The sequence below is a fragment of the Mesorhizobium sp. M0701 genome (assembly GCF_040320365.1).
Taxonomy (GTDB): Bacteria; Pseudomonadota; Alphaproteobacteria; order Rhizobiales; family Rhizobiaceae; genus Mesorhizobium.
Window position 1 is genome coordinate 62816 of the sequence record NZ_JAMYPO010000017.1, and the last position, 23335, is coordinate 86150.

At 61.4% G+C, this 23335-nt stretch carries 23 protein-coding genes and 2 tRNA genes; 11 read left to right on the forward strand and 14 right to left on the reverse strand.

Going from position 1 to position 23335, the window contains the following annotated elements:
* Window positions 1-317: 317 nt before the first annotated feature.
* The 7 genes from NKI24_RS17950 to NKI24_RS17980 all read left to right on the forward strand — a co-directional run bounded on the left by NKI24_RS17950 (window position 318) and on the right by NKI24_RS17980 (window position 7885).
* Window positions 318-959: a recombinase family protein gene (locus NKI24_RS17950; RefSeq protein ID WP_352747081.1), complete on the forward strand. Its 642-nt coding sequence runs from the start codon at window positions 318-320 to the stop codon at window positions 957-959.
* Between the two features lie 790 nt (window positions 960-1749).
* Window positions 1750-1950 carry a ribbon-helix-helix domain-containing protein gene (locus tag NKI24_RS17955; protein ID WP_352522709.1) on the forward strand — a complete coding sequence of 67 codons (201 nt, stop codon included), beginning with the start codon at window positions 1750-1752 and terminating at the stop codon, window positions 1948-1950.
* Window positions 1951-1968: 18 nt separating this feature from the next.
* On the forward strand, window positions 1969-2274 hold the full coding sequence (locus NKI24_RS17960; protein ID WP_352522708.1) for a hypothetical protein: 306 nt from the start codon (window positions 1969-1971) through the stop codon (window positions 2272-2274).
* Complete coding sequence (locus NKI24_RS17965) at window positions 2275-2466, forward strand: hypothetical protein (protein WP_352522707.1); 192 nt, start codon at window positions 2275-2277, stop codon at window positions 2464-2466.
* A 1-nt stretch (window position 2467) separates the two neighbouring features.
* A complete protein-coding gene (locus NKI24_RS17970) occupies window positions 2468-2980 on the forward strand; it encodes a hypothetical protein (RefSeq protein ID WP_352522706.1) in 513 nt (170 codons plus the stop codon).
* Between the two features lie 463 nt (window positions 2981-3443).
* Window positions 3444-7583: a tape measure protein gene (locus NKI24_RS17975; protein ID WP_352747085.1), complete on the forward strand. Its 4140-nt coding sequence runs from the start codon at window positions 3444-3446 to the stop codon at window positions 7581-7583.
* A 2-nt stretch (window positions 7584-7585) separates the two neighbouring features.
* Window positions 7586-7885, forward strand: coding sequence for a hypothetical protein (locus NKI24_RS17980; RefSeq protein WP_352747088.1), 300 nt, complete (start codon window positions 7586-7588; stop codon window positions 7883-7885).
* Between the two features lie 73 nt (window positions 7886-7958).
* Here the strand turns inward: NKI24_RS17980 and NKI24_RS17985 are convergent, their stop codons facing one another.
* The 11 genes from NKI24_RS17985 to NKI24_RS18035 form a co-directional block, all read right to left on the reverse strand.
* Complete coding sequence (locus NKI24_RS17985; RefSeq protein ID WP_352747091.1) at window positions 7959-9803, reverse strand: DUF6538 domain-containing protein; 1845 nt, start codon at window positions 9801-9803, stop codon at window positions 7959-7961.
* 90 nt (window positions 9804-9893) lie between these two features.
* Window positions 9894-9969: transfer RNA gene (locus tag NKI24_RS17990), tRNA-Phe, on the reverse strand.
* A gap of 376 nt (window positions 9970-10345) precedes the next feature.
* The gene (gene yacG, locus NKI24_RS17995) at window positions 10346-10537 is read right to left on the reverse strand and encodes a DNA gyrase inhibitor YacG (protein WP_352747094.1); all 192 of its coding nucleotides are present in this window, start codon (window positions 10535-10537) and stop codon (window positions 10346-10348) included.
* Complete coding sequence (locus NKI24_RS18000) at window positions 10534-11163, reverse strand: Maf-like protein (RefSeq protein WP_352457706.1); 630 nt, start codon at window positions 11161-11163, stop codon at window positions 10534-10536. The genes yacG and NKI24_RS18000 overlap by 4 nt, the downstream gene beginning before the upstream one ends.
* Window positions 11164-11188: 25 nt before the next feature.
* A complete protein-coding gene (infA, locus tag NKI24_RS18005) occupies window positions 11189-11407 on the reverse strand; it encodes a translation initiation factor IF-1 (protein WP_006200926.1) in 219 nt (72 codons plus the stop codon).
* Window positions 11408-11496: 89 nt separating this feature from the next.
* Entirely contained in the window at window positions 11497-11964 is a 468-nt protein-coding gene (locus tag NKI24_RS18010; protein WP_352747161.1) for an arsenate-mycothiol transferase ArsC, read from the reverse strand.
* A 1-nt stretch (window position 11965) separates the two neighbouring features.
* Window positions 11966-12451, reverse strand: coding sequence for a UPF0262 family protein (locus NKI24_RS18015; RefSeq protein ID WP_352747096.1), 486 nt, complete (start codon window positions 12449-12451; stop codon window positions 11966-11968).
* Between the two features lie 2 nt (window positions 12452-12453).
* Entirely contained in the window at window positions 12454-13746 is a 1293-nt protein-coding gene (hisD, locus tag NKI24_RS18020) for a histidinol dehydrogenase (RefSeq protein WP_352747098.1), read from the reverse strand.
* A 4-nt stretch (window positions 13747-13750) separates the two neighbouring features.
* The gene (locus tag NKI24_RS18025) at window positions 13751-14185 is read right to left on the reverse strand and encodes a DUF2948 family protein (RefSeq protein ID WP_352457708.1); all 435 of its coding nucleotides are present in this window, start codon (window positions 14183-14185) and stop codon (window positions 13751-13753) included.
* A 301-nt stretch (window positions 14186-14486) separates the two neighbouring features.
* Window positions 14487-15779, reverse strand: coding sequence for a UDP-N-acetylglucosamine 1-carboxyvinyltransferase (gene murA, locus NKI24_RS18030; protein WP_352614714.1), 1293 nt, complete (start codon window positions 15777-15779; stop codon window positions 14487-14489).
* A 157-nt stretch (window positions 15780-15936) separates the two neighbouring features.
* The gene (locus tag NKI24_RS18035) at window positions 15937-16167 is read right to left on the reverse strand and encodes a hypothetical protein (protein WP_352747102.1); all 231 of its coding nucleotides are present in this window, start codon (window positions 16165-16167) and stop codon (window positions 15937-15939) included.
* 160 nt (window positions 16168-16327) lie between these two features.
* On the opposite strand from NKI24_RS18035, the gene NKI24_RS18040 reads away from it, so the two are divergent.
* Window positions 16328-16402, forward strand: a tRNA-Thr gene (locus tag NKI24_RS18040).
* Between the two features lie 163 nt (window positions 16403-16565).
* Here NKI24_RS18040 and NKI24_RS18045 read toward each other — a convergent pair.
* The 3 genes from NKI24_RS18045 to NKI24_RS18055 form a co-directional block, all read right to left on the reverse strand.
* Window positions 16566-16904: a BRA0787 family protein gene (locus tag NKI24_RS18045; protein ID WP_352453574.1), complete on the reverse strand. Its 339-nt coding sequence runs from the start codon at window positions 16902-16904 to the stop codon at window positions 16566-16568.
* 90 nt (window positions 16905-16994) lie between these two features.
* On the reverse strand, window positions 16995-17198 hold the full coding sequence (locus NKI24_RS18050) for a hypothetical protein (RefSeq protein WP_352457712.1): 204 nt from the start codon (window positions 17196-17198) through the stop codon (window positions 16995-16997).
* A 294-nt stretch (window positions 17199-17492) separates the two neighbouring features.
* Complete coding sequence (locus NKI24_RS18055) at window positions 17493-19295, reverse strand: dipeptide ABC transporter ATP-binding protein (RefSeq protein WP_352747106.1); 1803 nt, start codon at window positions 19293-19295, stop codon at window positions 17493-17495.
* A gap of 208 nt (window positions 19296-19503) precedes the next feature.
* On the opposite strand from NKI24_RS18055, the gene NKI24_RS18060 reads away from it, so the two are divergent.
* From NKI24_RS18060 to NKI24_RS18070, 3 genes are read left to right on the forward strand one after another with little or no spacing between them, the layout of a single operon-like run.
* The gene (locus NKI24_RS18060) at window positions 19504-20862 is read left to right on the forward strand and encodes an LLM class flavin-dependent oxidoreductase (protein WP_352501736.1); all 1359 of its coding nucleotides are present in this window, start codon (window positions 19504-19506) and stop codon (window positions 20860-20862) included.
* Between the two features lie 22 nt (window positions 20863-20884).
* The gene (locus tag NKI24_RS18065; RefSeq protein ID WP_352453577.1) at window positions 20885-21661 is read left to right on the forward strand and encodes a DUF427 domain-containing protein; all 777 of its coding nucleotides are present in this window, start codon (window positions 20885-20887) and stop codon (window positions 21659-21661) included.
* Between the two features lie 33 nt (window positions 21662-21694).
* Window positions 21695-23329, forward strand: coding sequence for an ABC transporter substrate-binding protein (locus tag NKI24_RS18070; RefSeq protein ID WP_352501738.1), 1635 nt, complete (start codon window positions 21695-21697; stop codon window positions 23327-23329).
* Window positions 23330-23335: the final 6 nt, after the last annotated feature.

The following is a 23335-nucleotide window of genomic DNA, read 5'->3' on the forward strand; positions in this document are numbered from 1 at the left end:
ATTGGTTATGCATGTATCATCTATACCACACTGTGGTAAATATAACATACTCTGCATTAACCTTGATTGGTTAGGTAAACGCGCACCGGCCCGAACGCGGACCCTCTCATTCTGCACTCAACCTCTCGAAAAACACCTCGCATTCTGCAACCAACCACCCCCGCCACGTACCCGATCGCCTGTCCAATAGGCCATGGTCCAGAGTCCACTCGAAAAAGGCTGTAAAATCAACGTATTTCCCGTCCATATGGGTTGACTCCCACCTATGGACATGCAAGATATGGACATGATCTTTTTGGACAAGGAGTCAGCGTTCCATGAGTAAGAATGTTCTGTACATGCGGGTTTCAACGGTAGACCAGAACATCCGCCACCAACGCCAGTCTGCGGAGGCCAAAGGCTACCGCTTCAACGAGGAAGACGTGATCGCCGACGAAGGCGTATCGGGCGTCAGTACGCTTCTAAGGGAGCGTCCAGGCGGGCGTCGTCTGTTCGACATCCTACGCGAAGGGGACACGCTGGTCGTGCGTCATACCGACCGGCTTGGCAGGAACTACGAGGACATCACTGAAACCATCCGAGAGTTCATGAAGAAAGGCGTCATCATCAAGACCACGATCGGTGACTTGACCTTCGACGGCGCGACCAAAGACCCGATGCAGAAGGCATTCCGCGACGGCATGATTGGCTTTATGGCTGCGTCTGCACAATCACAAGTGGAGTCCACGAAGGAGGCTCAAAAGGCCGGGATCGAGGCGGCGAAGGCCATTCCGGATAAGTACCGTGGTCGAAAGCCGACCTTCACCCGTAACGACTACACGACCGTTCAGGCCATGCTGGCGACAGGCAACGGTGCCAGCGCCATCGCCAAGGCCACGGGACTCCAGCGCCAGACAGTCATCCGCATGCGCGACAACCCGGCCAATGTGGAACAGACGCTGGCGAACTGGCGCATGTAGCCTTCCATGTCACCATCATCCACGACAAGGCCCGGCAATCGTCCGGGCCTTTTGCTTGTCCCGGCTTGTGGTTCGAAAAGGTTGAGCGCAGTTCCCCTCGACCCCGACGCCAGCGCCGACAGGGTAGGGCCGCCCCTTCTATTTTTTCTTCCTCTATTTCCAGGGTCGTTAATAGCTATCGGCGCGCCGTGGTCCCAACCCGTACGTATCACCAAAGTAGATTTTGACCTCTCAGGGCGATTGTCACTGAATTCTACATTGTATAGTTTGGATTTAGTCTGAACTCATTCTCTAACCAACATTCTGCACTCATCATTTTACTATAAAGACTTGCAACCTATTCCATACAAATCCCGCCAACTCCGGCCTGCGGCTGACCAATAGAGAATAGGGGGTTGAGCGCAGAAGCGCAGACAATAGAATCAACGTGCTGACATATTGGCCCCTTTTAGTCCTGCCTTCTTCGTGCAGATTAAAACTGAGTGAGCCACTTTCAAGAATAGATTGACATTTCCTGTTTCATTGTTTACTATTCAAAATTACAAAAGTCGCAATTCGTGGGACGAATCGGCTTTTCTCCCGAACAATGAGAGACAGAGTCAATGCCGCAGAAGCGCATGGGCAGACCGCCTGTAATCGAGCCCGGTGAGTCTCAGAACGTGTATCTTCCCGCGCGGTATAGATCGGCCGTGAAGGACCTTGCTCGTCAGAACTACATCAGCTTCTCAGAAGTTGTGAGGATCGCAATCAAGGAATACCTGATCAGTCAAGGTTATCAGGAGAATTTGCGATGATCAATGATGGCGTGTCAAAGAATCGCGTGGTCGTGCATCTGCCCGACCCGCTGATGGAGTTCATCGAAGCTGAGATCGCGCGCACAGGCCATAAACGATCGGCCATTATTAGGCAGGCTATCGCGTTGAGGAAAACCCAGCGCCGTCGTGACGAAGCGATAGAGCGCGATTTGGCCGCGAACGAAGGCTCGCATTGATATGCTGAAGAAAGAGGAATGGCCGCTCGTGTCGTTTCGGCTCCACCCGGATACCTGTCACGCCATAGCGCAATCGATGCGGCGTCAGAATATCCAATCCCGCCCGGATTGGTTGTCGGCAGCTATCCTAAAGGCTTTGGCCGATCAGGAAGCCAGCAAATGACACGCCCACAAGAGGGTTTCCAGCGAATTGCCATTGCGATTCCTGAAACCATGGAGCGGCGCATTGCAGATGCTTGCACCCGCGACAATATCGATCGGGGGGACTGGCTACGGCTCGCGCTTCTCGAAAAGCTCAACCGCTCGGAAGGGGGACCCCGCTGAATGGGCCATCCGTTTGAAACTATCCGCCGCACGGTTCTCTTAAAGCTGCTGCCCGGCGTCGTCGATAAAATCGATGCAGCCGCACTGGCGGCAGGCAAGAGCCGCGTGGACTGGCTCCGTAAGGCGGTCTTGGAACGGCTCAATCGCGACGAAGTAGAGCGCTCGAAAACCGACAAGATGAAAGAATCATAACATGAATGACCGGCAGCAGGACTATCTCAGCCAATTCGGGCTCACGGAAGACGATATTACATCTGGAAAGGCCGATTCGGCGCATCGTCTGGAATATGCGAACCGGGCCGATCGCGCCGTGGCAGCAGCACCGGCCGAAGTAGAGCCCGAATCCGAACCGGTTGAAGAGACCGCTGAGCAGAAAGCCTATCGAGGCGACCGCCCGCGAGAGCAGCTTACCTCACCCAGCGACATCGAAAACTATGAGGCGCTCGGCACCGGCATTTTCCGCAAAAAGACCGAAGCCGAAGGGCCCGTCGAGGTCGCGAAGCGCTTGCCGGAAGCCCCTGTGATCATCGGTCCGCATACCGAGTTCGACATTGAGAAAATTTCGGCCCTCAGCCCATGGCGACGCAACGCCATCGCGGACCATATCCGGGTGCTGAAAGCCGGGCTTCCTACCCATGCAACGCTCAACGATCAACATTCGCTTGCGCAGGCGAAGCTTCATCTGAGCCAGTTCGTCAAAAAGTGAGAGGCGGAAGAATGTGTGTCCACCTCCATGCCGGTGCCAGATCGACTGAGACCACGGCCGGTCGAATGCCCGGTAACACCCCGCTCCCGACGCGGGGAAACTGAAGAGCAGCATCGTGCGCTAAGCGGCACAGGCAGGCCTAGGGAAAAAGCCTGTGAAGCTCAGTATGCATGGCGGCGGCTAGAGTTGTCCTTTCGCTAGTCGCCGCACCGTATCCTCGAAGCGCAGAGCTCGCTTCGAGTCAGCTGGCCCAGTTCCGACAGCAGACAAATCACCGGGCTGGGCCGGCGCACCTAATCCAACCGATCCTCGAAGCTTAATAGACTTCGAGGTTAGCCGCCACCTTGCCGTTCCCCTCCCGGCAAGGTGGCCGAGCTCTCAAAACCATAAGCGTCCCGGCGCGGTGCGCCTCACTCCCGACAGTACCTAATCGTCACGCGCTCTCGCAGCGCACGGGAGTCCCATGTCAGATTTCAATATCCAGATTGGCGTCGATAGCCGCAAGGCTCAAACAGGCGTCACGCAATTCACTCGCTCTGTCTCGGATTCCCTGAAGGCACTGCGCCAGTTCGACTCCGTGTCGAAGAGCGCCTTTGCGTCTCTCGACAAGCTCGGCAGATCGAATCTGGGTAGCCTCGCCAAGTCAGCCAGGGGCACCGCTGTCGCTCTCGACGCTCTCAGCAAGGTCAAGGTCTCCAAGGCGCTGGTCACCAATCTCCAGACCCTCCAGAAGGCACTCGCCAACTTCCGTTTCAATGCAGCCGCCATAAAGGCCGTACCGATTGCCTTGGCGAACTTGAACCGTATCCGCATCGACGGCCGACTCGTCACGTCCCTTAATCAAATCAAGGCTGCGCTAGTAGGTTTCAAAGGCCCACCGCTTGCTGCCGTTCGCAACCTCAACGCCCTTGTCGCCGGGCTCGCCGTAGCCAATCCCGCTCGCATCAATGCTGCCGCCGCCGCGCTATCGCGCCTCAATGGTCTAAGCCTTCGCGTGGGTCGGGGGAGCCTGCCCGATTTCTCGAAGTCGACGAATTCACTTCGTGGTTTCACGTCGCAGATGTCATCCACCACGTCCGCCGCGAACCTCTTGCGGAGCGCATTGGCAGGCATTGGTGCGGTTGCAGCAGCACGCGGCGTGTACCAGACGGGCAGCGCCTTCATCAGTTTGCAGAGAACTCTGGGCACGGTTGCATCGTCCTCCGACGAAGTTGGACAGCAGATGCGGTTTCTACAGAACCTCACTGCCCAGATGCCCATCTCGTTGGACGCCGTGGCTACCAGCTATGGCCAGTTCGCGACTGCCGCTCGTCTGTCCGGCGTCAGTGTCGCTGATACCCAGAAGATTTTCTCGTCGTTCTCGACTGCCTTCGCTGCCATGGGCACGAGCACCGAGCAGCAGAAGAACGCCTTCCTTGCGCTCACGCAAATGATGTCGAAGGGCACCATCCAGATGGAAGAGCTTAGAGGCCAGTTGGCCGAGGCGATGCCTGGAGCGGCCCAGATTCTTGCCGACAGCCTTGGCGTGACCACGCTCAAACTCCAGAAAATGATGCAGGCCGGCGAAGTCGGGTCGGACGCTCTGGTTAAGATGTCCGCGCGACTCCAGTCGCAGTTCGGGCCGGCTATGGCGTCCGCAATGAATTCTTCGCAGGCGTCCATCGTGGGGCTCCAGAATGCTTGGACGACTTTCCAGCGGACTCTGTTCGACAATGGCTTCAACGCTGGTCTGGGTGCGCTCGCAAAGCAGTTGGCCGCCGCATTGAACAGCGACCCGGTGAAGAAGTTCGCCGCCGATGTTGGCACCTACCTCGGATCGGCCTTCCGCGTGATTGGCGCAACGGTCAAAATCCTCTCGGACAACACTGACACCGTTGCCACCTTCATGAAGGCATTCGCAGGTTATGCTGCGATCACAGCCGCCGCCGCCGCCCTGCGATTGTTGGTCCTTCCAATTACGCTGATGGCCCCGCTGGTCACCGGCGCGACTGCGGCCTTTCGCGGTTTGAAAACAGCTATGATGATCTTCGCCGGTGGCGAGACTCTGGCAGCAGTGGGTGGCATCGGCGCGGCGTTTGCGGTTCTGACCAGCGAGGTCATGCTGACGGTCGCCGCCCTTGGACTCTTCGCTGCCGCAATCGATTCGGCCTTCAACGACAGTAGAGCCACCAACGCATTGATCGATGGCGCTGGTGCGGTCTTCACGGCCCTGTCCGATAAGGTGGCCAGCTTCGGCGCTGGCCTTGGTGATGGCGTGTCCAAGGCCTTCGGCGCTGCCATGGCCGAGACCGACAAATACGCCAAGGCAATCCAAGACGCGGACCTCTTGAACCAAGACCTAATCAGCCGAAACGCCACTCGTGAGGCCAGCAATGCAGCCGCCAAGCTCTCTGCCCTCACAGATGCCCAGCAAGCCGTCTGGGATGAGGTCAACGCCGTTGGCAAGGCTAACGACGAGTACCAGAAACAGCTTGTCCTCCTAGACGCTATCGCTGCCAAGAAAGGCATCGATGCCGCACCGTGGAAAAAGGCGCTTGCTGTCAAGACTCTTGATGACCGCAATCCGGCTGGCGCACTGGCACGTGACCACGGCGACGATCTCGCCAACCTTCGCGCCAAGACGGGCGAACAGAAGGCCCTCAACGATGCCCAGAGGGATTACAACGACCTTCAGAAAGGTCAGGACATCGGCGCTTCCGGCCTTGCCGCTTTGCAGGATTATTACCGTGGTGTCGGTCGTATGGCCGGAGAAATTGGCAACGGTATCGAGCGGTGGACTACATCTGTCGGCGACTTCAATGACTCAATCCAGAACGCGATCAAGGATGGTATTGGCGGACTGTCCGACGAGCTAACCAATTTCGTGACCGGCGCAGAGTCCGACTTCGCAGGACTGGCGCGTTCGATCCTTAAGACCTTCGTCCAGATCAGCCTGAACAGTCTTCTCAAGGACATGTTCAAGGGAATGGGTATGGATGGTCAGACCAACGGCGGCAGCATGGCAGACGCTGCTCTCGCGAAGCTCGCCAACATCGGCAGCACGATCTCAACTGCCATGACCAACGTCTACACGACGGGCCTATCCATCAATGGCATGCTGGTCGATGGCGGCCTCGGCCCGATGTCACAGATCACGCGTGCACCGCTGGCGGATATCCCAGGTAGCACCGTTGCCCCACGAATGCCGCTTGGAACAGATCGCTTCCCAATCGAGCCGGGCAGAGCCTTGCCGGCAGGATGGGCAGCAACTGGCCCGATCGGCGCGAACACCACGGCCAAGACCAATCGCATCGGCTACGTCGATCCTGAACGCTTCGCGCCGGGCATTACACCGAACAATGGTGATCTGGCCCGTGCCGGCGAGACCATGGGTGCTGGGTTCACCAAGGTCATCGCCGCCGGCAATAACACGACCTCGTTCATGCGGGCGGATGGCAGCACCGTCCGCCGCGACGGTACGTTTGCTTGGCGCAACAACAACCCCGGCAATATCGAGGCCGGCAAGTTCACTGCATCACAACCGGGCTACCTGCCCGGTGGTGGTCGGTTCGCCGCCTTCGACACACTGGAGCATGGCCGCGCTGCTCGTGAGAACCTTCTGTTCAATTCGCCCGGCTACAGGAACAAGACGCTGGAGGCTGCGGTCGCTAAATATGCGCCGCCGTCCGAAAATAACACCCGCAATTACACCGACCAGCTTGCCGCCGCTGCCGGCGTCAGCACCCAGACGCGCATGTCCGACATGACGGCTGAACAGCGTCGTGCACTGATGGCCAAGCAGGAAGCGATCGAAGGTTTCCGGGTCGGTCGCGAGATCCAATTGACGCCACCGCGCGTCGATCCCGCGACGACCCAAGGCATTGATGCTCTGAACGCCAAATTGAAGACCATTGGCACGACAGCTACGGCAACTGCTCCGGCCTTCGACACCATGCGCGCCGCAAATCAGAACCTCGCCACGGCCTCTACGATGACGGGCGTTCAGGTCCAGACGGCTGGCACGTTGGCAGGAAGTGCCTCGCCGCAGTTCACCACGGTAGGGCAGTCGATTGCTACAGCCGGCCAACAGGCGGCTACAGCGGGCACACAGGCGCAAGCCGGTGCATCCGGTGTCGGCGGCTTCGGCCAGGGCATCAGCAGCCTCCTTGGCCCTCTGGCGTCCGCTATTCCGGGTCTTGGTCAGTTCGGTGGCATGATCATGCAGCTTCTCCAATCCATGATGGGCGGAGGGGGCATTGGCAGCATGCTCGGTGGCCTGTTCTCGGAAGGCGGCTATTCCACGTCGCCACTGACGCGGGCCTCACTGCCGACCGGCGCATGGGCCAGCGCGCCCCATTATTCCGAGGGCACGCCGAACACCTCTGGCGGCCTGCCTGCGGTTTTGCATCCCAATGAAGCGGTTATCCCATTGACCCGTGGCCGTGAAATCCCTGTAGACCTTGGGAACGATAACCGGTCGAACGATCGCAGCCGCGAACGTCCCGTCCAGCACAATACGTTCCATCTGAACGGAATCCGCGACTTCGATACCTTCAAAAAGTCAAAACAGGAAACTCAGCGGCAGATGCTCTCGGCGATGAAACGCGCGGAAATGAGGGCCTAATCATGCTGCTACGTGCTGAATCTTGGCTGACCAGCGGCCCCGATCACAATTGTCTTCGGCAGGCGCTTGCACCTGCGTTTTGGGTCAGTGAAGACGGTATGACGCCGCTTGGTGTGGATTGGGGCCATGGTTTTTTCACTGTCCAAGTCTCGGCGCTCGAAGGCGATGCTTTCGTGGCGATTAGCTCTTCGGAAAGCGTCGATGCCGAGGTGGCCGGGCACCTGGTCCTCGAAGGCCAGACGGCCCGTTTCCGGGTTCTCGGCGGCAGCGTATGGGCGAAGGAATATCATCAGAACGGATAAGCTCCGTCTCGCACCGGCGCTTGTTTGGGGCCGCATCGTCTCACGCCGATGCGGCCTCTTTTTTGTTCTGCACTCAACCCTCGAATGCCAGCCCATATCTGATCTTGGATATTTCCACACTCAACCGCTCCAGCTTGAATCCGCTGCCGTAGCGTCCTGCCATCCCGCGTTCGACGTGGCCTTGCAGAGCGTTCATGACGCCTGAGTCGACTTCCGCGTCTCGGCAGGCATCTTCAAACGAATGGCGGAAGCTATGGAAACAGTTCTTCCGAGTCTTGACGCCAGCAGCACGGATGAGTCGGACGAAGAGCTTCGACGCTGGCGAGGAACGGTTCTCCGCACCACCAATCTCGATATCGGGGAATAGCCGATCGGCAGGGCTTTTTACCTTGGCAACGAGATCGAGGAAGCCCGCCTTCACCAAGGCAGGATGCACGGGAATGCGCCGCTTGGCCCCACGTGTCTTTAGCCACTTGTCGCCACCATCGGTGGTGAGATTGATGAACGTCACTTCCCCGATGGTCTGCACGTCGGCTTTCTGAAGCTGGACTATTTCCATCAATCTAGCGCCGGTATACGCGCCGATGAGGGGTACCCAGAACTTACCAGATGAGTTCAGAACCTCATTGCCGGGCTGTAGCCAATGGTGCTCGGATTTTGCGCCGGTGAATGGTGGGCTGGCGAAGATGGCTTTCAGTTCGTCGATACTGAACGGGTCACGTTCCTCTCGTGCCACGCTATCCACCTGTGGCTTCACGCCCTCGAATGGATTGGTGACGACCTCATCGAAGTTCTTCCGAGCCCAGAAGAACAATGCTGACACCGCGTCCATCTTCAACGCGACGTTCTTTGCAGCCGGCTTTTGATCGCCTGCGGCCTCGGCCTTCTCGGCAATCGCGACCAGACCTAGACCCTTGTATGCCGCCTTCTTGTGAGCGTTCGGCGGAATGTTGAACAGGATATCCTTGAAGCGCTTCGCCTCGGCCCTGGCATAGGTGCCAATGGGATGATCGCCAATCACTTCGATGAACGACTTGACGTTCGCTTCGCGCTCCAGGCGGGTCTTCTCACGCCATGAGTTAGTGCGCGCCTTTTCAGCTATCCAGTCAGCCAGTACGAGGGACAGGCGAGGGCCGGAGCCGCCTTTAGGGCGAACTGGCACCTGTGCATCTGTTCGGCCCTCGCTGGGCTCCACAGGCGCGGCTGCGGCACTTTCCGCACCAGCATCCGGTTCACCTGCCATGATGGCTTCCAAGGCGTCGATCTCGGCACGGGCAATTAGCCGCGCAAGAACGAGTCGACGGGCAGCGTCGATGCCGGGGGACCGTTCATCGGCAATCGCTGCCAGTTCGCTAAGGTCGCCAATCGCCAGCATGCGGCGGAGGTCAGTAATCCGATCCTTGACCCGTGTTCGGGTGATGCAGCCAATGACGCGATCAAGATCACCGTCCTCAACGAGGTGGTCGAAATATCGGGACTCTGGTCGCGGGTCGGGTTCATCCTTCCATCGCTTGCCGGGTAACGGGACTACCTGACCTTGCCAAAATGGCTTTGAGTCGTCTGCGGTCGCTGCCTCGAATAGGGCGGCGCGCTCGGTAAATTCCTTGTCGCTGACATCGCGGGCATGTTGCCGGGCGATCTCGGCAAAGCTCAATGTCGGTGCTGGCTCTGGAGCGGGCGCGGCCCCTTGGACCTCCGCTGTCCTCTTGGCAGCACGCCTCTTGTCGAACTGGCTGTTGATCTCGGCCATCTCGTCATGGAGCTTCCGGCCGGCTCTCTTGCAGTCCGTTTCGCCAAGCGACTTGGTGATGAAACGCTTGCCTTCGTAGCTCGCCAGAAGGTCTTTCGGAATCCGTACGTGAACGTAAAAAGTGCCATTCCGCACGATCGTGTTCGGTAACTTGCCCATCTCTTCCATACCCCTTTGTATCACACCGTGTATGACAGTCGAGAGGCTGAACTCCTTGTAAATCAAGGCTTTCAGAAGAAACAAGCACTTAGGGAAAAATGGTGCCCAGAGGCGGATTCGAACCACCGACACGCGGATTTTCAGTCCGCTGCTCTACCAACTGAGCTATCTGGGCCTGCTCCGGCGGGCGGCAATCTGCACACCGGGTTCATGAAAGCGCCGTCGGCACCCCTTGAAAGCGCGTGGGTTATAGCACGGGAATCCGGCCTGTCCAGCGCTTAGAGCATGATCCCGAAAAGTGGAATCCGGTTTTCGGAAAAAGATCATGCTCAGACAAAAAGCATGATCCCGAAAAGTGGAATCCGGTTTTCGGAAAAGATCATGCTCAAACAAAACGCCAGAACCTGTTCCGTCCGACAGTGCCCGGATGGAACAAGTTCTGGACATTGATTTCAGGCGGGAAACGACAGGCAGTCCGCAAGGCCGATCATCGGTCACGATCGCGGCTGCGAAACCGTCCCAAACCTGTGGAAAACCGCAGGTGGACGGCGCTATTTCTGGTCGTCGTTCTCGTCCTCGTCGTCGCGGCCCGGGATGACGTAGACCCCCTTCAGCCAGCGGTTGAGGTCGATGTCCTTGCAGCGCGTCGAGCAGAACGGGTAGGTTTCGCGCGCCGATGGCTTGCCGCATTCGGGGCAGGGCCGCTTGGGCCGCAGCGGCGTGACCTTGTCTTCCGGGCTCATATCCGCGCACCCGACAGCCAGTTGGCGTGCACCTTAAACCCTTCGCCGCTCAAAAGCGCTACCGTCTCGTAGAGTGGCAGGCCGACGACGTTGGTGTAGGAGCCGACAAGCTTGACGACGAAGGCGCCGGCAAGCCCCTGGACGCCATAGCCGCCGGCCTTGCCGCGCCATTCTCCGGATGCGATGTAGGCCTCGATTTCCTCGCGCGGCAGCCGCTTGAAACGCACCCTGGTCTCCACCAGCCGCAAGCGCTGCTTGCCGCCCGGCGTGATCAGGCAGATGCCGGAATAGACCCGGTGCGAACGGCCGGACAAAAGCCCGAGGCAGTTGGCGGCGTCGTCGAGCGTCTCGGCCTTGGGCAGGATGCGCCGCCCGACGGCAACCACCGTGTCGGCGGCCAGCACGAAGCTCGGCAGGTAGTCGGCTTCGGTCTTCAGCGAAGCCAGCGCCTTCTCGGCCTTTTGTGTTGCCAGGCGCTTGGCCAGCGAGCGCGGGTGTTCGGCGCGCAGCGGCGTCTCGTCGACATCGGCCGGCAGCACACGGTCCGGCTCGATGCCGGCCTGCTGCAGCAGCTCGATCCGGCGCGGCGAACCCGAGGCAAGCACGAGCTTCTGCAAAATGCCCATCGCGATCCCGGCCGGGTCCTTGAACTTACTTGAAGCGGTAGGTGATGCGGCCCTTGGTCAGATCGTAGGGCGTCATCTCGACCAGGACCTTGTCGCCGGTCAAAACGCGGATGCGGTTCTTGCGCATGCGGCCGGCCGTATGGGCGATGATTTCATGTTCGTTTTCGAGCTTGACCCTGAACATCGCGTTGGGCAGCAGTTCCGTCACGACACCCGGAAACTCGAGGACTTCTTCCTTCGGCATTCGATACCTTTGCTTGGATGGGTACTTCCAGCGCCCCGGCCGGAAAGTTGCGCGGAACCTATATGATAAACGTCCGCTTGTGAACATGCTTAATCCACGGCGTTTTTAGCCCCGTTGCCGAGAAAACGGCGGCCGATCCGCGCCTTCAGCCGCTCGCGCACGTCGCGGTAGGCGGCCATGATCTGCTCGCGCGTGCCGCTGACGCCGGTCGGGTCGGGCATCGGCCAATACTCGACCTCGACGGCCAGCGAGCGGGTGAGCTCGAGCGCGGTGTGGTGGGCTTCCGGTGCGAGCGTCACGATCAGGTCGAAATAATCGTCCTCGAGGTCGTCCATCGTTCTCGGGTGCCGTTCGCCGAGCGACAGCCCTTCTTCGGCCAGCACGGCATCGACGAACGGATCGCGTTCGCCGCCGCGCACTCCCGCCGAGGCGACGAAGGTGGTGGGCGGAAGCACCTTGCGCGCCAGCAATTCGGCCATCGGCGAGCGCACGGCGTTCATACCGCAGACAAACAGGATCGAGCGGGGCAGGATCGGGCGGGGCAGCGGGGCGGCCAGTTCAGCCTCGCCAGTGCAGCACGCAAACCAGCGTGAACAGCCGGCGCGCCGTGTCGAAGTCAATCTCGATCTTGCCGGCAAGCCTGTCCATCAGCGTCTGCGAGCCTTCATTGTGCAGGCCGCGCCGGCCCATGTCGATCGCCTCGATGTGGCTGGGTGTCGCGGTGCGGATGGCATCGTAATAGCTTTCGCAGATCATGTAGTAATCCTTGACGATGCGCCGAAGCGGCGTCAGCGACAGGATGTGGGTGACCACGGCTGCGCCGTCCTCGCGCGTCACCGCGAACACCAGCCGGGACTCGGCCAGCGACAGTTTCAGCCGGTACGGCCCGGCGCCGTCGTCATTGACCGGCTGGAAGCGGTTCTCCTCGATCAGGTCGAAGATCGCCACCGCCCGCTCATGCTCGACATCGGGCGTCGAGCGGCCGATCGTCTCGTCGAGCTCGACATCGATCAGCCTGGCGCGGGTTTGGTCGTAGTCGGACATTTCTACATGTTCAGCCGGATGGCGACGGAGCGTCCATGCGCATCGAGGCCTTCCGCCTTGGCGAGCGTGATCGCCGCCGGCGCCAGTGCCCGCAACTGCTCCGGCCCGAGCTTCAGGATCGAAGTGCGCTTGACGAAATCGAGCACCGAAAGCCCGGACGAAAAGCGCGCCGAGCGCGCCGTCGGCAGCACGTGATTGGAGCCGGCGACATAGTCGCCGATGGCTTCCGGCGTGTGGCGGCCGAGAAACACCGCGCCGGCATTGCGCATCCGCGCCAGGAAGCCCTCTGGGTCGTCGATGGCAAGCTCGACATGTTCGGCCGCGATGCGGTCGACCAGCGGCAGTGCTGCCTCGATCGTCGGCACCAGGATGACGGCGCCGAAATCGCGCCAGCTCGCCGCCGCCGTTTCTCCGCGCGGCAGGTTCTGCAACTGCCGCTCCACCGCCTGTTCGACCGCTGCGCCAAAGGCACGGTCGTCGGTGATCAGGATCGACTGCGCCGACACGTCGTGTTCGGCCTGGGCGAGGAGGTCGGCGGCGATCCAGTCCGGATCGTTGCTGCCGTCGGCGACAACCAGCACTTCCGACGGCCCGGCGATCATGTCGATGCCGACCGTGCCGAACACCTGGCGCTTGGCCGCCGCGACATAGGCATTGCCGGGGCCGACGATCTTGGCGACGGGCTTTATCGTCTCGGTACCATAGGCAAGGGCCGCGATCGCCTGGGCGCCACCAACGCGGTAGATTTCGGAGACACCGGCAAGGTCGGCTGCCACCAGCACCAGCGGCGGCACCTCGCCGCCGGAGGCCGGCACCACCATGGCGATGCGCTCGACGCCGGCGACCTTGGCCGGCACCGCGTTCATCAGCACCGAACTAGGATAGCTCGCCGTGCCGCCCGGCACGTAGAGCCCGACGGCCTCGATTGCCGTCCAGCGCGAGCCGAGCTCGACGCCGGCGGCATCGGTGTAGCGGTCGTCCTGCGGCATCTGCCGCTGGTGGTGGGAGCGGATGCGCTCGCGCGCGAATTTCAGCGCCTCGACCGTCTGCGGATCGGCGGCCTCGTAAGCCTTGGCAATGTCGTCCCTGGAGACGGCGATGCCGAGCCTGGCCAGGTCACCGCCGCCGAATTTCTGCGTGTACCCGACCAGCGCCGCGTCGCCCTCGGCACGCACCTTGGCGATGATCTCGCGCACCACGGCGTCGACATCGGCCGAGACTTCCCGCTTGGTCAGCAGGAACGCGGCAAAGCGCTGCTCGAAATCGGCGTCGGACTGGCGAAGCGTGATGGCCATCGGCTCAAACCCTGTGGACCGGGCGCGACGTCGCTTCCCAGGCGCCGCCGACATCGGCAAGCCGTGCCTCGATGCATTCGACATCGAGCATGATCGCGCCGCCGCCCGAAAAGATCAGCTCGACGATGCCGGCCGGTTTGTCGAGCGCGAGAAAGCTGATCGCCAGCAGCGACAGCACTTCGTCGGGCTTGTCGCGGGCAATGCCGCTGGTCTTGGCGCCGAGCACCCGGTCGAAATGCAGCACGGCCTGCCGCCGCTCATTGTGCTGGCGCAAGAAGCCGGATTTCGCCTCCCAGACGAAGCGGTTCATGGTCAGCACGAAGCGCTTTACAGAAGGCAGGTATTCGAGATCGCTGACCTTCATGACGGCATCCTGGACATGCGCCGAGATGATGCTCAGATCCTGATCGTCGAGCGCGACAAGCTTGAGGCCATTCATGCGGAATTCGCACCTGCGAGTTGATTATTCGACCTTCTGTTAGGCGGTCTTTCCGGCTCGTGCAACCGCGCCGGAGGTCTTGGCCAGGCAATCGCCCCGGTCGGCGCTGCCCCTCATCCTCCTGCCGGGACCTTCTCCCCGTATAGGGACGGGTGTAGGGGCTGGCCGCAACCTCGGCACCCTCTCCGCAACGCCGGAGATTGGCGAAATCCTTCGCGAGGCGGTCCTACTCCCCGTCCCTATACGGCGAGAAGATGCCGGCAGGCAGGTGAGGGGCAGCGCCGACCTGAGCCTGCTATCATTACCCCGAAATGCGCTCGATTTCCGCGCCGCAGCCAGACAGCTTTTCCTCCAGCCGCTCGAAGCCGCGGTCGAGATGGTAGACGCGGTTGACCGTGGTTTCGCCTTCGGCCGCAAGGCCGGCAATGACCAGCGACACCGAGGCCCGAAGATCGGTCGCCATGACCGGCGCGCCCTTCAGCTTCGCTACGCCGTCGACGATCGCCGTCTGGCCGGACAGCGTGATGTGGGCGCCTAGCCGGGCGAGTTCCTGGACGTGCATGAAGCGGTTTTCGAAGATCGTCTCGGTGATGCGCGACTTGCCCTTGGCCATCGTCATCAGGCCCATGAACTGCGCCTGCAGATCGGTCGGGAAAGCCGGGAAGGGCGCCGTCGTCACGTCGACCGGCGAAATGCCGGCGCCGTTGCGCCTGACGCGGATGCCGGAATTGGTCTGCGTGATCTCGGCGCCGGTCTGCGAAATGATGTCGAGCGCCGTCTGCAACAGGTCGGGCCGCGCGCCTTCCAGCACGACGTCGCCGCCGGTCATCGCCACGGCCATCGCATAGGTGCCGGTCTCGATGCGGTCGGGGATCACCCTGACGCGGGCACCCGACAGCGCCTCGACGCCGTCGATGGTGATGGTCGCCGTGCCGGCGCCGGAGATCTTCGCGCCCATGGCGTTGAGGCATTCGGCGAGGTTGACGATCTCCGGCTCGCGGGCGGCGTTTTCGAGCACCGTCTCGCCCTTGGCCAGCGAGGCCGCCATCATCAGCACATGGGTGGCGCCGACCGAAACTTTCGGGAACATGTAGCGGTTGCCGACAAGCCGGCCGTTCCTGGTTTTGGCGATGACGTAGCCGGTGTCGACGTCGATATCGGCACCCAGCGCCTGCAGGCCTTCGAGGAAGAGGTCAACCGGCCGTGTGCCGATGGCGCAGCCGCCGGGCAGCGACACCTTGGCTTCGCCCATGCGGGCCAGCAGCGGGCCGATCACCCAGAACGAGGCGCGCATCTTCGACACCAGCTCGTAAGGCGCCGTCGTGTCGACGATGTTGCGGGCCGAGAAAGTGATGGTGCGCGAATAGCCTTCCTGCTGCTTTTCGCGGCGGCCATTGACCGAATAGTCGACGCCGTGATTGCCGAGGATGCGGATCAGCTGCTCGACATCGGCCAGATGCGGCACGTTTTCCAGCGTCAGCGTGTCATCGGTCAAAAGCGCGGCGATCATCAGCGGCAGCGCAGCGTTTTTCGCGCCCGAGATCGGAATGCTTCCGGCAAGCTTGTTGCCGCCGACAATTCTGATGCGATCCATGAAGAGCGTCCCCTCGGCGCCACGGCCGGTTTAAATCGGTTGAGTCTGTTGCGGCCATCTAGACCATTGGCCGGCTTGGTTCAAGAAACAGGCTACTCCCCACTTTGGCCCACGCCGACTTGGCCAAAGTACCGGCGACCAACATAGCCGATTCGCGTTAATCTTTTTTCATCGCCGCCTGCAGCCCCTCCGGCAGCTCGTCGGCCTCGCCAGCGCGCCGCTTGTCGGCGTCGCCGGTCCTTCGTGAGCGCGATTGCGCCTTGCGCTTCTGCAGGTTGGCGCGCAACTGCTCGGCCAGCCGGTCCTTGCGGCCCGTTCCGGCCTTTTTCGCTGAACCATCCTTCTTCGGTGATCCATCCTTGTTCGGAGAAACTGTCTTGCCGTTCATCGTTCTGTCCCCGGCCGGCGACCCGCCGGTGCGTATCAAGGGATAGCCAACATTGTGGCACGGCCATGTCCGCAACGATCGCCCGGTGCGGCCTTTCAACCCGTCTTTGTCTTGGCCTTGCGCTTGCCGGTTCGATATGGCAGAAGCCCCGCCATCGGCGGCTGCGGTAGCTCAGTGGTAGAGCACTCCCTTGGTAAGGGAGAGGTCGAGAGTTCAATCCTCTCTCGCAGCACCAGTCTATCCGCACCATGCAGAGCTATGGCCATCGCCGCGCATGACCGACTGAGCAAATAGAGGCTATCAGGGCAGATCGCGACGCATACTGGCTGAATGATACGGAGCCGAGCTGCCCTTGTGCCCGGCTCCGGCTTTGACGGGAACCTATGCAGCGTCGCCTGTTAGTTGCCGACGTCGCCGCTCCGGAGCCGCTTCACGCACAAAGCGCGAAGGACCAGAGCGGCATCGGCGTAAGTGATCGCCTTTTCGCCGCCGAACACCAGTGTATTGCCGACAACCTCTAGGACATCGCCCTCGATGCGCCAAGGAAGAATATCGGTGCAGGTCCGCATGCGGCCGAAGACCGAACTGATCGGCACCATATGGTTCTCAAACTCCACGTGCGGCTCGTCCGTTCCCGGAGTCCAGGTCTGGTAGGCTTCCAAGGCATCGTCGAAGGCTCCGTGCAAATGAATCGGAGCATGGCCCTCATGCAGTGCGGGTAAAAGGCGTGTGATCATCGGTCTCCTCCTGGATCGCGACAGCCAGCCAATGCTGCCAGGTAACCCCCCGCATTTCGATGATAGGTCTATGGCCGGATGCGACGGTGCCTACCAATAGCCGCAAGTGCCGATGCCCCAATAGAAAGCTTCATCCCGTCCTGAGCGGCGAAATTTCGCCTCGGAGTCAGAAGCGTCGTCCGCCTGCGCCTGGTCCGGCGCATAACGTGAAAGCTCCATGGGCGGGAAAAGGGCGCCGATCACGATCCTGATACAGCCCGGAACGGCTTCCAGAAATGTCTGCGTCATCGTCATCTCCTGATCCTGCGAACATGGACGGCGAAAAGTCAGGCACTTGAAGAGCGCAGTATGACCGGCTTCTTAGCAAATGTCTATCAAACTTGTAGACATTGCCTTGTAAGGAGCGAGCCTCAGACGAAATGCCATGCGAGCTTGCCTGTGACTACGGTGGATGCCTGATCGCCAAGCTTCCTGCTATCCACGCCTCGAACGGCCGCAGCTCCCGGTCTCTTGGCACTTTGCGACGGGGATCAGCTCCATCGTGCCTTCCTCGCGAGCGCGACGGATCTTCAGAATGATGATCCGTCTTCATGAACCTTGGTCGAGCCGCCAACATGCGATCAGGTGCTCGTCGCCAGCTTGGCTGAGGGGCGGTTCGGCTTTCCTGCAATCGGCAACAGCGATCGAGCAACGGCCGGCGAAGGCGCATCCCTGGTTCGGGCCCGCCGCGATGTCGGCCTGAGAGATGATCTTCGGCGCTGCATCGTCTGAAGACGCCGCCAGCAGCAGTTTCGTATAGGGATGATTGGGCCCGTGAAAAATCTGGTCGGATGAGCCGGTTTCGACCAGACGGCCGCGGTACAGCACGCCGATCCTGTCGGCCATGTAGCGCACGACCCTGAGATCGTGGCTGATGAACAGATAGGTCGTGTCCTTGTCGCGCTGCAGGTCGTTGAGCAGGTTGAGAACGGTTGCCTGGACGGAAACGTCGAGCGCCGAAGTGGGTTCGTCGAGCACCACGACCTTCGGCACGCCGGCGAAGGCCCGTGCGATGGCCGCCCGTTGCCGCTGGCCGCCGGATAGTGATCGCGACTTCTGCTCGGCTGTGGCGCCGGCAAGGCGAACCGATTGCAGCAAATCGCTGATGCGGGCATTTATCTCACTGCTGCGCAGGCCGGCGAGCCGGCGTAGCGGGCGGCCGAGGATCCTGCCGATCCGCTGACGCGGGTTGAGCGTGCGATCCGGCGACTGGAAAACCATCTGCACATCGCGGCGTTCGCCAAGACTTCTCTTCTCGACGCGCGGTGCGACCGTCCTGCCGAACAGTTCGACCGATCCGGCGTCTGGCATCTGTAGGCCGGTGACGATCCTTGCCAGGGTCGACTTGCCGGAACCGGACTCGCCGATCAGCCCGAAGGTCTCGCCGTGGCCGATATCGAGATCGACATTGCTGAGCACCGGTTGGCTGCCGAAGGCATGGCTGATACCTTTACAGGCGATCGCGATTCGGCGTTCTTTGCGCTCGCCGGCATCTTCATTCTGGACGGCCGAGTGCGATGGCAGGCCGTCCGTCTCCGCCAGTCTTCCATTCCGCTTCGTGTAGTTGAGCGCCGGGATCGAGGCGATCAGCGCCTTCGTATAGGCGTGAGAGGGGTTGTCGAAGACATCGCCGGCGGCGCCGCTTTCGACCACGGTTCCCGACTGCATCACCGCCACCCGGTCGCAGGAGCGGCGGATCATGTTGATGTCGTGGCTGATCAGCAGAATGCTGGTCTTGTGGTCCTTGCGCAGGCCGGAGAGGATGGCGATGATCTCGGACTGAACGCTGGCGTCGAGCGCCGTCGTCGGCTCGTCCAGCACCAGCAGCGACGGGTCGAGCGCAATCGCGATGGCGATGTTGGCGCGCTGCTGCATGCCGCCGGAGAGTTCGTGTGGATAGAGCCCCAGCACCCGCTCCGGATGGCTCACCCGAACGCGCCCGAGCAGTTCGCAAGCCCGCTCGCGCGCCTCGTCATGGCGCACCGGGCGATGCCGCATGATCGTCTCGGTGATCTGGCGGCCGATCGTCATGCTTGGGTTGAGGGCCGCGCCCGGGTGCTGGTAGACGGCGGCGATGTGATTTCCCCTGAGTTGGCGCAACTGCTCGGCGGAGAGGTCGCGGATTTCGCGGCCCTGGAACTCCAGCGCTGACGCCGTGATGCGGGCATTCTTCGGCAGATAGCGCAGGATGGCGAGCGCCACCGAGCTTTTCCCCGATCCGGACTCGCCGACAAGGCCGAGTGCTTCGCCTTCGCCTATGCGCAGCGAGACGCCACTGACGGCGGGATGCGATCCATTGCGCCCGTCATAGGCGATGGAAAGCTGGTCGACGTTCAGAACCGAGGAGGACATTGGGAGCTTGAAACCACTTTCTTCCAGCGTCGCGATCGAGGGCAATCGCTTCCACTTTCGCAATGCATTATATCTATAAAGTTACTCGAGTTAGGACGGAGCGCAATCTAACTTTCATGGCTCAAGAGCGATTGTCACCGCTTTCCGAAGCAGTGCGACAATCTCCGGAGCAGATTTGGCTCCAGAGCAGATCTGGAAGGAGACCGGCATGGCTCGAGACCACATGATCCTCAGCGCATTTTTCTTCAACCCGCAGGGCGATCATCGGATGTCGTGGCGCCATCCGCGGGCGCCGGGCCGGGAGGTGCTGGACTTCGAGTTCTACCGTGATCTCGTGCAGGCGGCCGAGCGGGCCAGGATCGACACCATCTTCGTCGCCGACCACGTTTCGATCTGGGATTCGGTCAAGAGCGGTGTCGCCCACTACGCCAATGCCCGCCTTGAGCCATTGACGCTGCTGTCGGCACTGGCCGGCGTGACCAAACACATCGGCCTGATCACCACGGCGTCGAGCTCGTACAGCGAGCCCTACAATGTTGCGCGCATGTTCGCCTCGCTCGACCATATCAGCAAGGGTAGGGCGTCGTGGAACGTCGTCACATCGGCCATGGACGAGGAGGCGCGCAATTTCGGCCGCGACGGCAACATCGAACATGCGTTCCGCTATGAGCGCGGGGCCGAATTCCTCGATATCGTCAAGGCGCTTTGGGACAGCTGGGAAGACGAGGCGCTGCTGATCGACAAGGAGACGGGCTATTTCGCCGATCCCGACAAGGTCCACCCCATCGATCACAAGGGCAAGCACTTCAAGGTGCGCGGACCCCTCAACGTCTCGCGGCCGCCGCAGGGCCACCCGCTGATCGTCCAGGCAGGCTCGTCCGAGGACGGCAAGAACTTCGCCGCCGCCCAGGCCGATGCGCACTTCGCCATCTACAGCACCAAGGAGGATGGAATCAAATATCGCCAGGATATCAACGAGCGGCTTGCCCGCCACGGCAGGCGGCCGGAGAGCTTTAAGATCCTGCCGGGGATCCTGCCGATCGTCGCCGCCTCCGAGGCGGAGGGCCGGGAACGGCAGGAATACCTGCAGACGCTGCTTCCCGATCAGGTCGGCATCGACCTTCTGTCAAGCTGGAGCGGGTTGGATCTCTCAGTCTATCCGCCAGACGGGCCGCTGCCGCCGCTACCGGACGAGAGCACGTTCAATGGCGGACGGACATCGCTCAACCGGGTCAAGGAATGGTCGAAGCAGAATCTCAGCCTACGCGACATCGCCCGCAAGCTCGCCAACAGCGGTTCGGTCCCGACTGTCGTGGGCACGCCCAAACAGATCGCCGACCAGTTGCAGGACTGGTTCGTTTCAGGCGCCGCCGACGGCTTCAACCTGATGTTCCCGCTGCTGCCCGAGGACTGGGTGAATTTCGCCGAGCAGGTGGTGCCGGAGCTGCAGCGCCGCGGCGTGTTCCCGACCGAATACGCGCCAGGAACGCTGCGCGACCGCTTCGGTCTGGCGCGGCCGGCAAACCGCTTCGCCGAGCAGCGCGACAACGCACGCGCCGTGTCCTGACATCCGCTTCGGAGCAACGATCATGACAGCAGCACCCAGACTTCAGCCGCGCGAAGCCACGGCCCCGCATCTCGTCAATGTCCTGCACAGTCCCAAGCGCGTCCGCGTCAAATTCGGCGGCCGCACGATCGCCGACAGCCGCAACGTGCTCGTGCTGCGCTCCAACCATTTCCTGCCGATCTATTTCTTCCCGCCGTCAGCGGTAGACCCGTCGGTGCTGAAGCCCTCGCTGCATCGCGAACCGCATCCAGTCGGTGGCGAGACGGCCTATTGGGATATCGACAGCGGCGACAGGCGCAGTGCCAACGCGGCGTGGGCGTTCATCTCGCCGCCGGACGAATCGCTGGCGTCCCTGGCTGGCCGCATCGCCTTCACCTGGAAGGCCGTCGACCAATGGTTCGAGGAGGACGAAGAGGTCTTCGTCCATGCGCGAGACCCTTATGCGCGCATTGATGTGCTGCAAAGCACGAGCCATGTGCAGGTCTGGTTCGACGGTGAGCCGATCGCCGACAGTCACCGCCCGGTGCTTTTGTTCGAGACCCATCTGCCGACGCGTTTCTATCTACCGGCGGAAGACATCCGGCTGGAGCGGCTGACGGCGTCCGTTACAACGACGCGATGTCCCTACAAGGGCATTGCCTCCTACTGGTCGGGGCTGCTGAGCGACGGAACGGTGCGCCCGGACATCGCCTGGAGCTACCGGGATCCAATCGTCGAAATGCCGAAGATCAAAGGCCTCATCGCCTTCTATCCGCAGGCCGTTGACCGCATCCATCTCGACGGCGAACCCGTCGCATAGGTTTTTAATTTTCATTTCAAAGCAGGGTTTAACATGACCAAACGCAGGGATATCGACGCACTTCGCAGCCTGTCGGGGGACATCTGGAATGTCGCCGTCGACGAATATCAGGGCGGCTTTCTCAAGCGCCGCGATCTCCTGAAATACGCCGCACTGCTCGGCCTGACAGGCTTTGCCACCTCGCAGGGGTTCGGAGCCGCGCGCGCCGCGGCCGCCGGCGGTACGGTCCGTGTCGGGCTCGGTCAGCCGACCAAGGCGATCGATCCGGTTTCGGTGACCGATCCGGCCAGCATCGGGGTGATCAGCCAGGTCGGCGAATATCTGATCCTCGACGATCCGAAGGACGGTCTCCAGCCGAAGCTCGCTTTGTCCTGGGAGGCCGACGAGACAGCCAGCCGCTGGACCTTCAAATTGCGGCAAGGAGTGAAATTCCACGATGGCCGCGCCGTCACCGCCAAGGACGTGGTGGCGAGCTTCGAGCGGCTGGTCGATCCCGCCAGCGGCTCGTCGGCGCTCTCAGCCTACAAGGGCATCCTGTCCAAGGGTGGCGCCAAACTGGTCGACGATCAGACAATCGCCTTCGATCTCGACGGTCCCAACAGCAACTTTCCCTTCTATGTCTCCTCCGACGTCTACAATGCCGTCATCCTGCCGGCCGACTATACCGGCGATTTCGAGAAGACTTTCAACGGCACCGGCCCGTTCAAGCTCGAATCCTTCCGTCCCAAGCAAGGCGCGAGCTTCGTGCGCAATGACGATTACTGGGGCGACAAGGCGCTGCCCGACCGCATCGAGATCAAGTTCTTCGACGACGAGCAGGCGCAGGTGCTGGCGCTGCAGGCCGGCCAGCTCGACGTCATCCCCAGCACGACGCGCCTGGAACTGGCGATCGAGGGCAACCCCAACTTCAAGCTGCTCAGCGTGCAGGCAAGCTCGCATGACCAGGTGCATCTCAGAACCGACCAGGCGCCGTTCACCGACAAGCGCATCCGCCGCGCGCTGGCACTCACCATCGACCGCGAGGCGGTGGTCAAGGGGCTGCTGAAGGGCCGCGCCATCGTCGGGAACGACACCCCGTTCGCGCCGATCTTCCCTTCGGCCGATCCGTCGGTGCCGCAGCGCAAGCAGGATATCACGGAGGCCAAGCGGCTGCTTGGCGAGGCCGGCGTGCCGAACGGCTTCGAGGTGACGCTGACCACCGAACGCGCCTATGACATTCCCGACTATGCGGTGATCATCCAGAACTTCGCCAAAAAGGTCGGCATCGATGTCAAGCTCAATGTCCTGCCGCAGGACGCCTATTACGGCTCGGCGACCTTCGGCAGCTCGCCTTGGCTGGATTCGGTTCTCGGCATCACCGACTACGGCCATCGCGGCACGCCCGACATCTTCCTCAACGCCACGCTGAAGAGTACGGGAGCCTGGAACGCGGCGCATTTCAACAACCCCGGCTATGATGCGCTGCTGCTCGACTACTCGAAGGCGCGTGACCTCAATGCCCAGCGCCTTGCTGCCGGCAAGATCCAGACGCTTTTGCTTGACGAGACGCCGGCGATCATCAGCTACTTCTCGCAATACAGCCGGATTGTCAGCTCGAAGGTCGAGGGCGTGCGCTTCACCGCAATCTCGCATCTGCTGCTCGATCGCGTTTCCTTCGTCCAGGCATGATCGCGA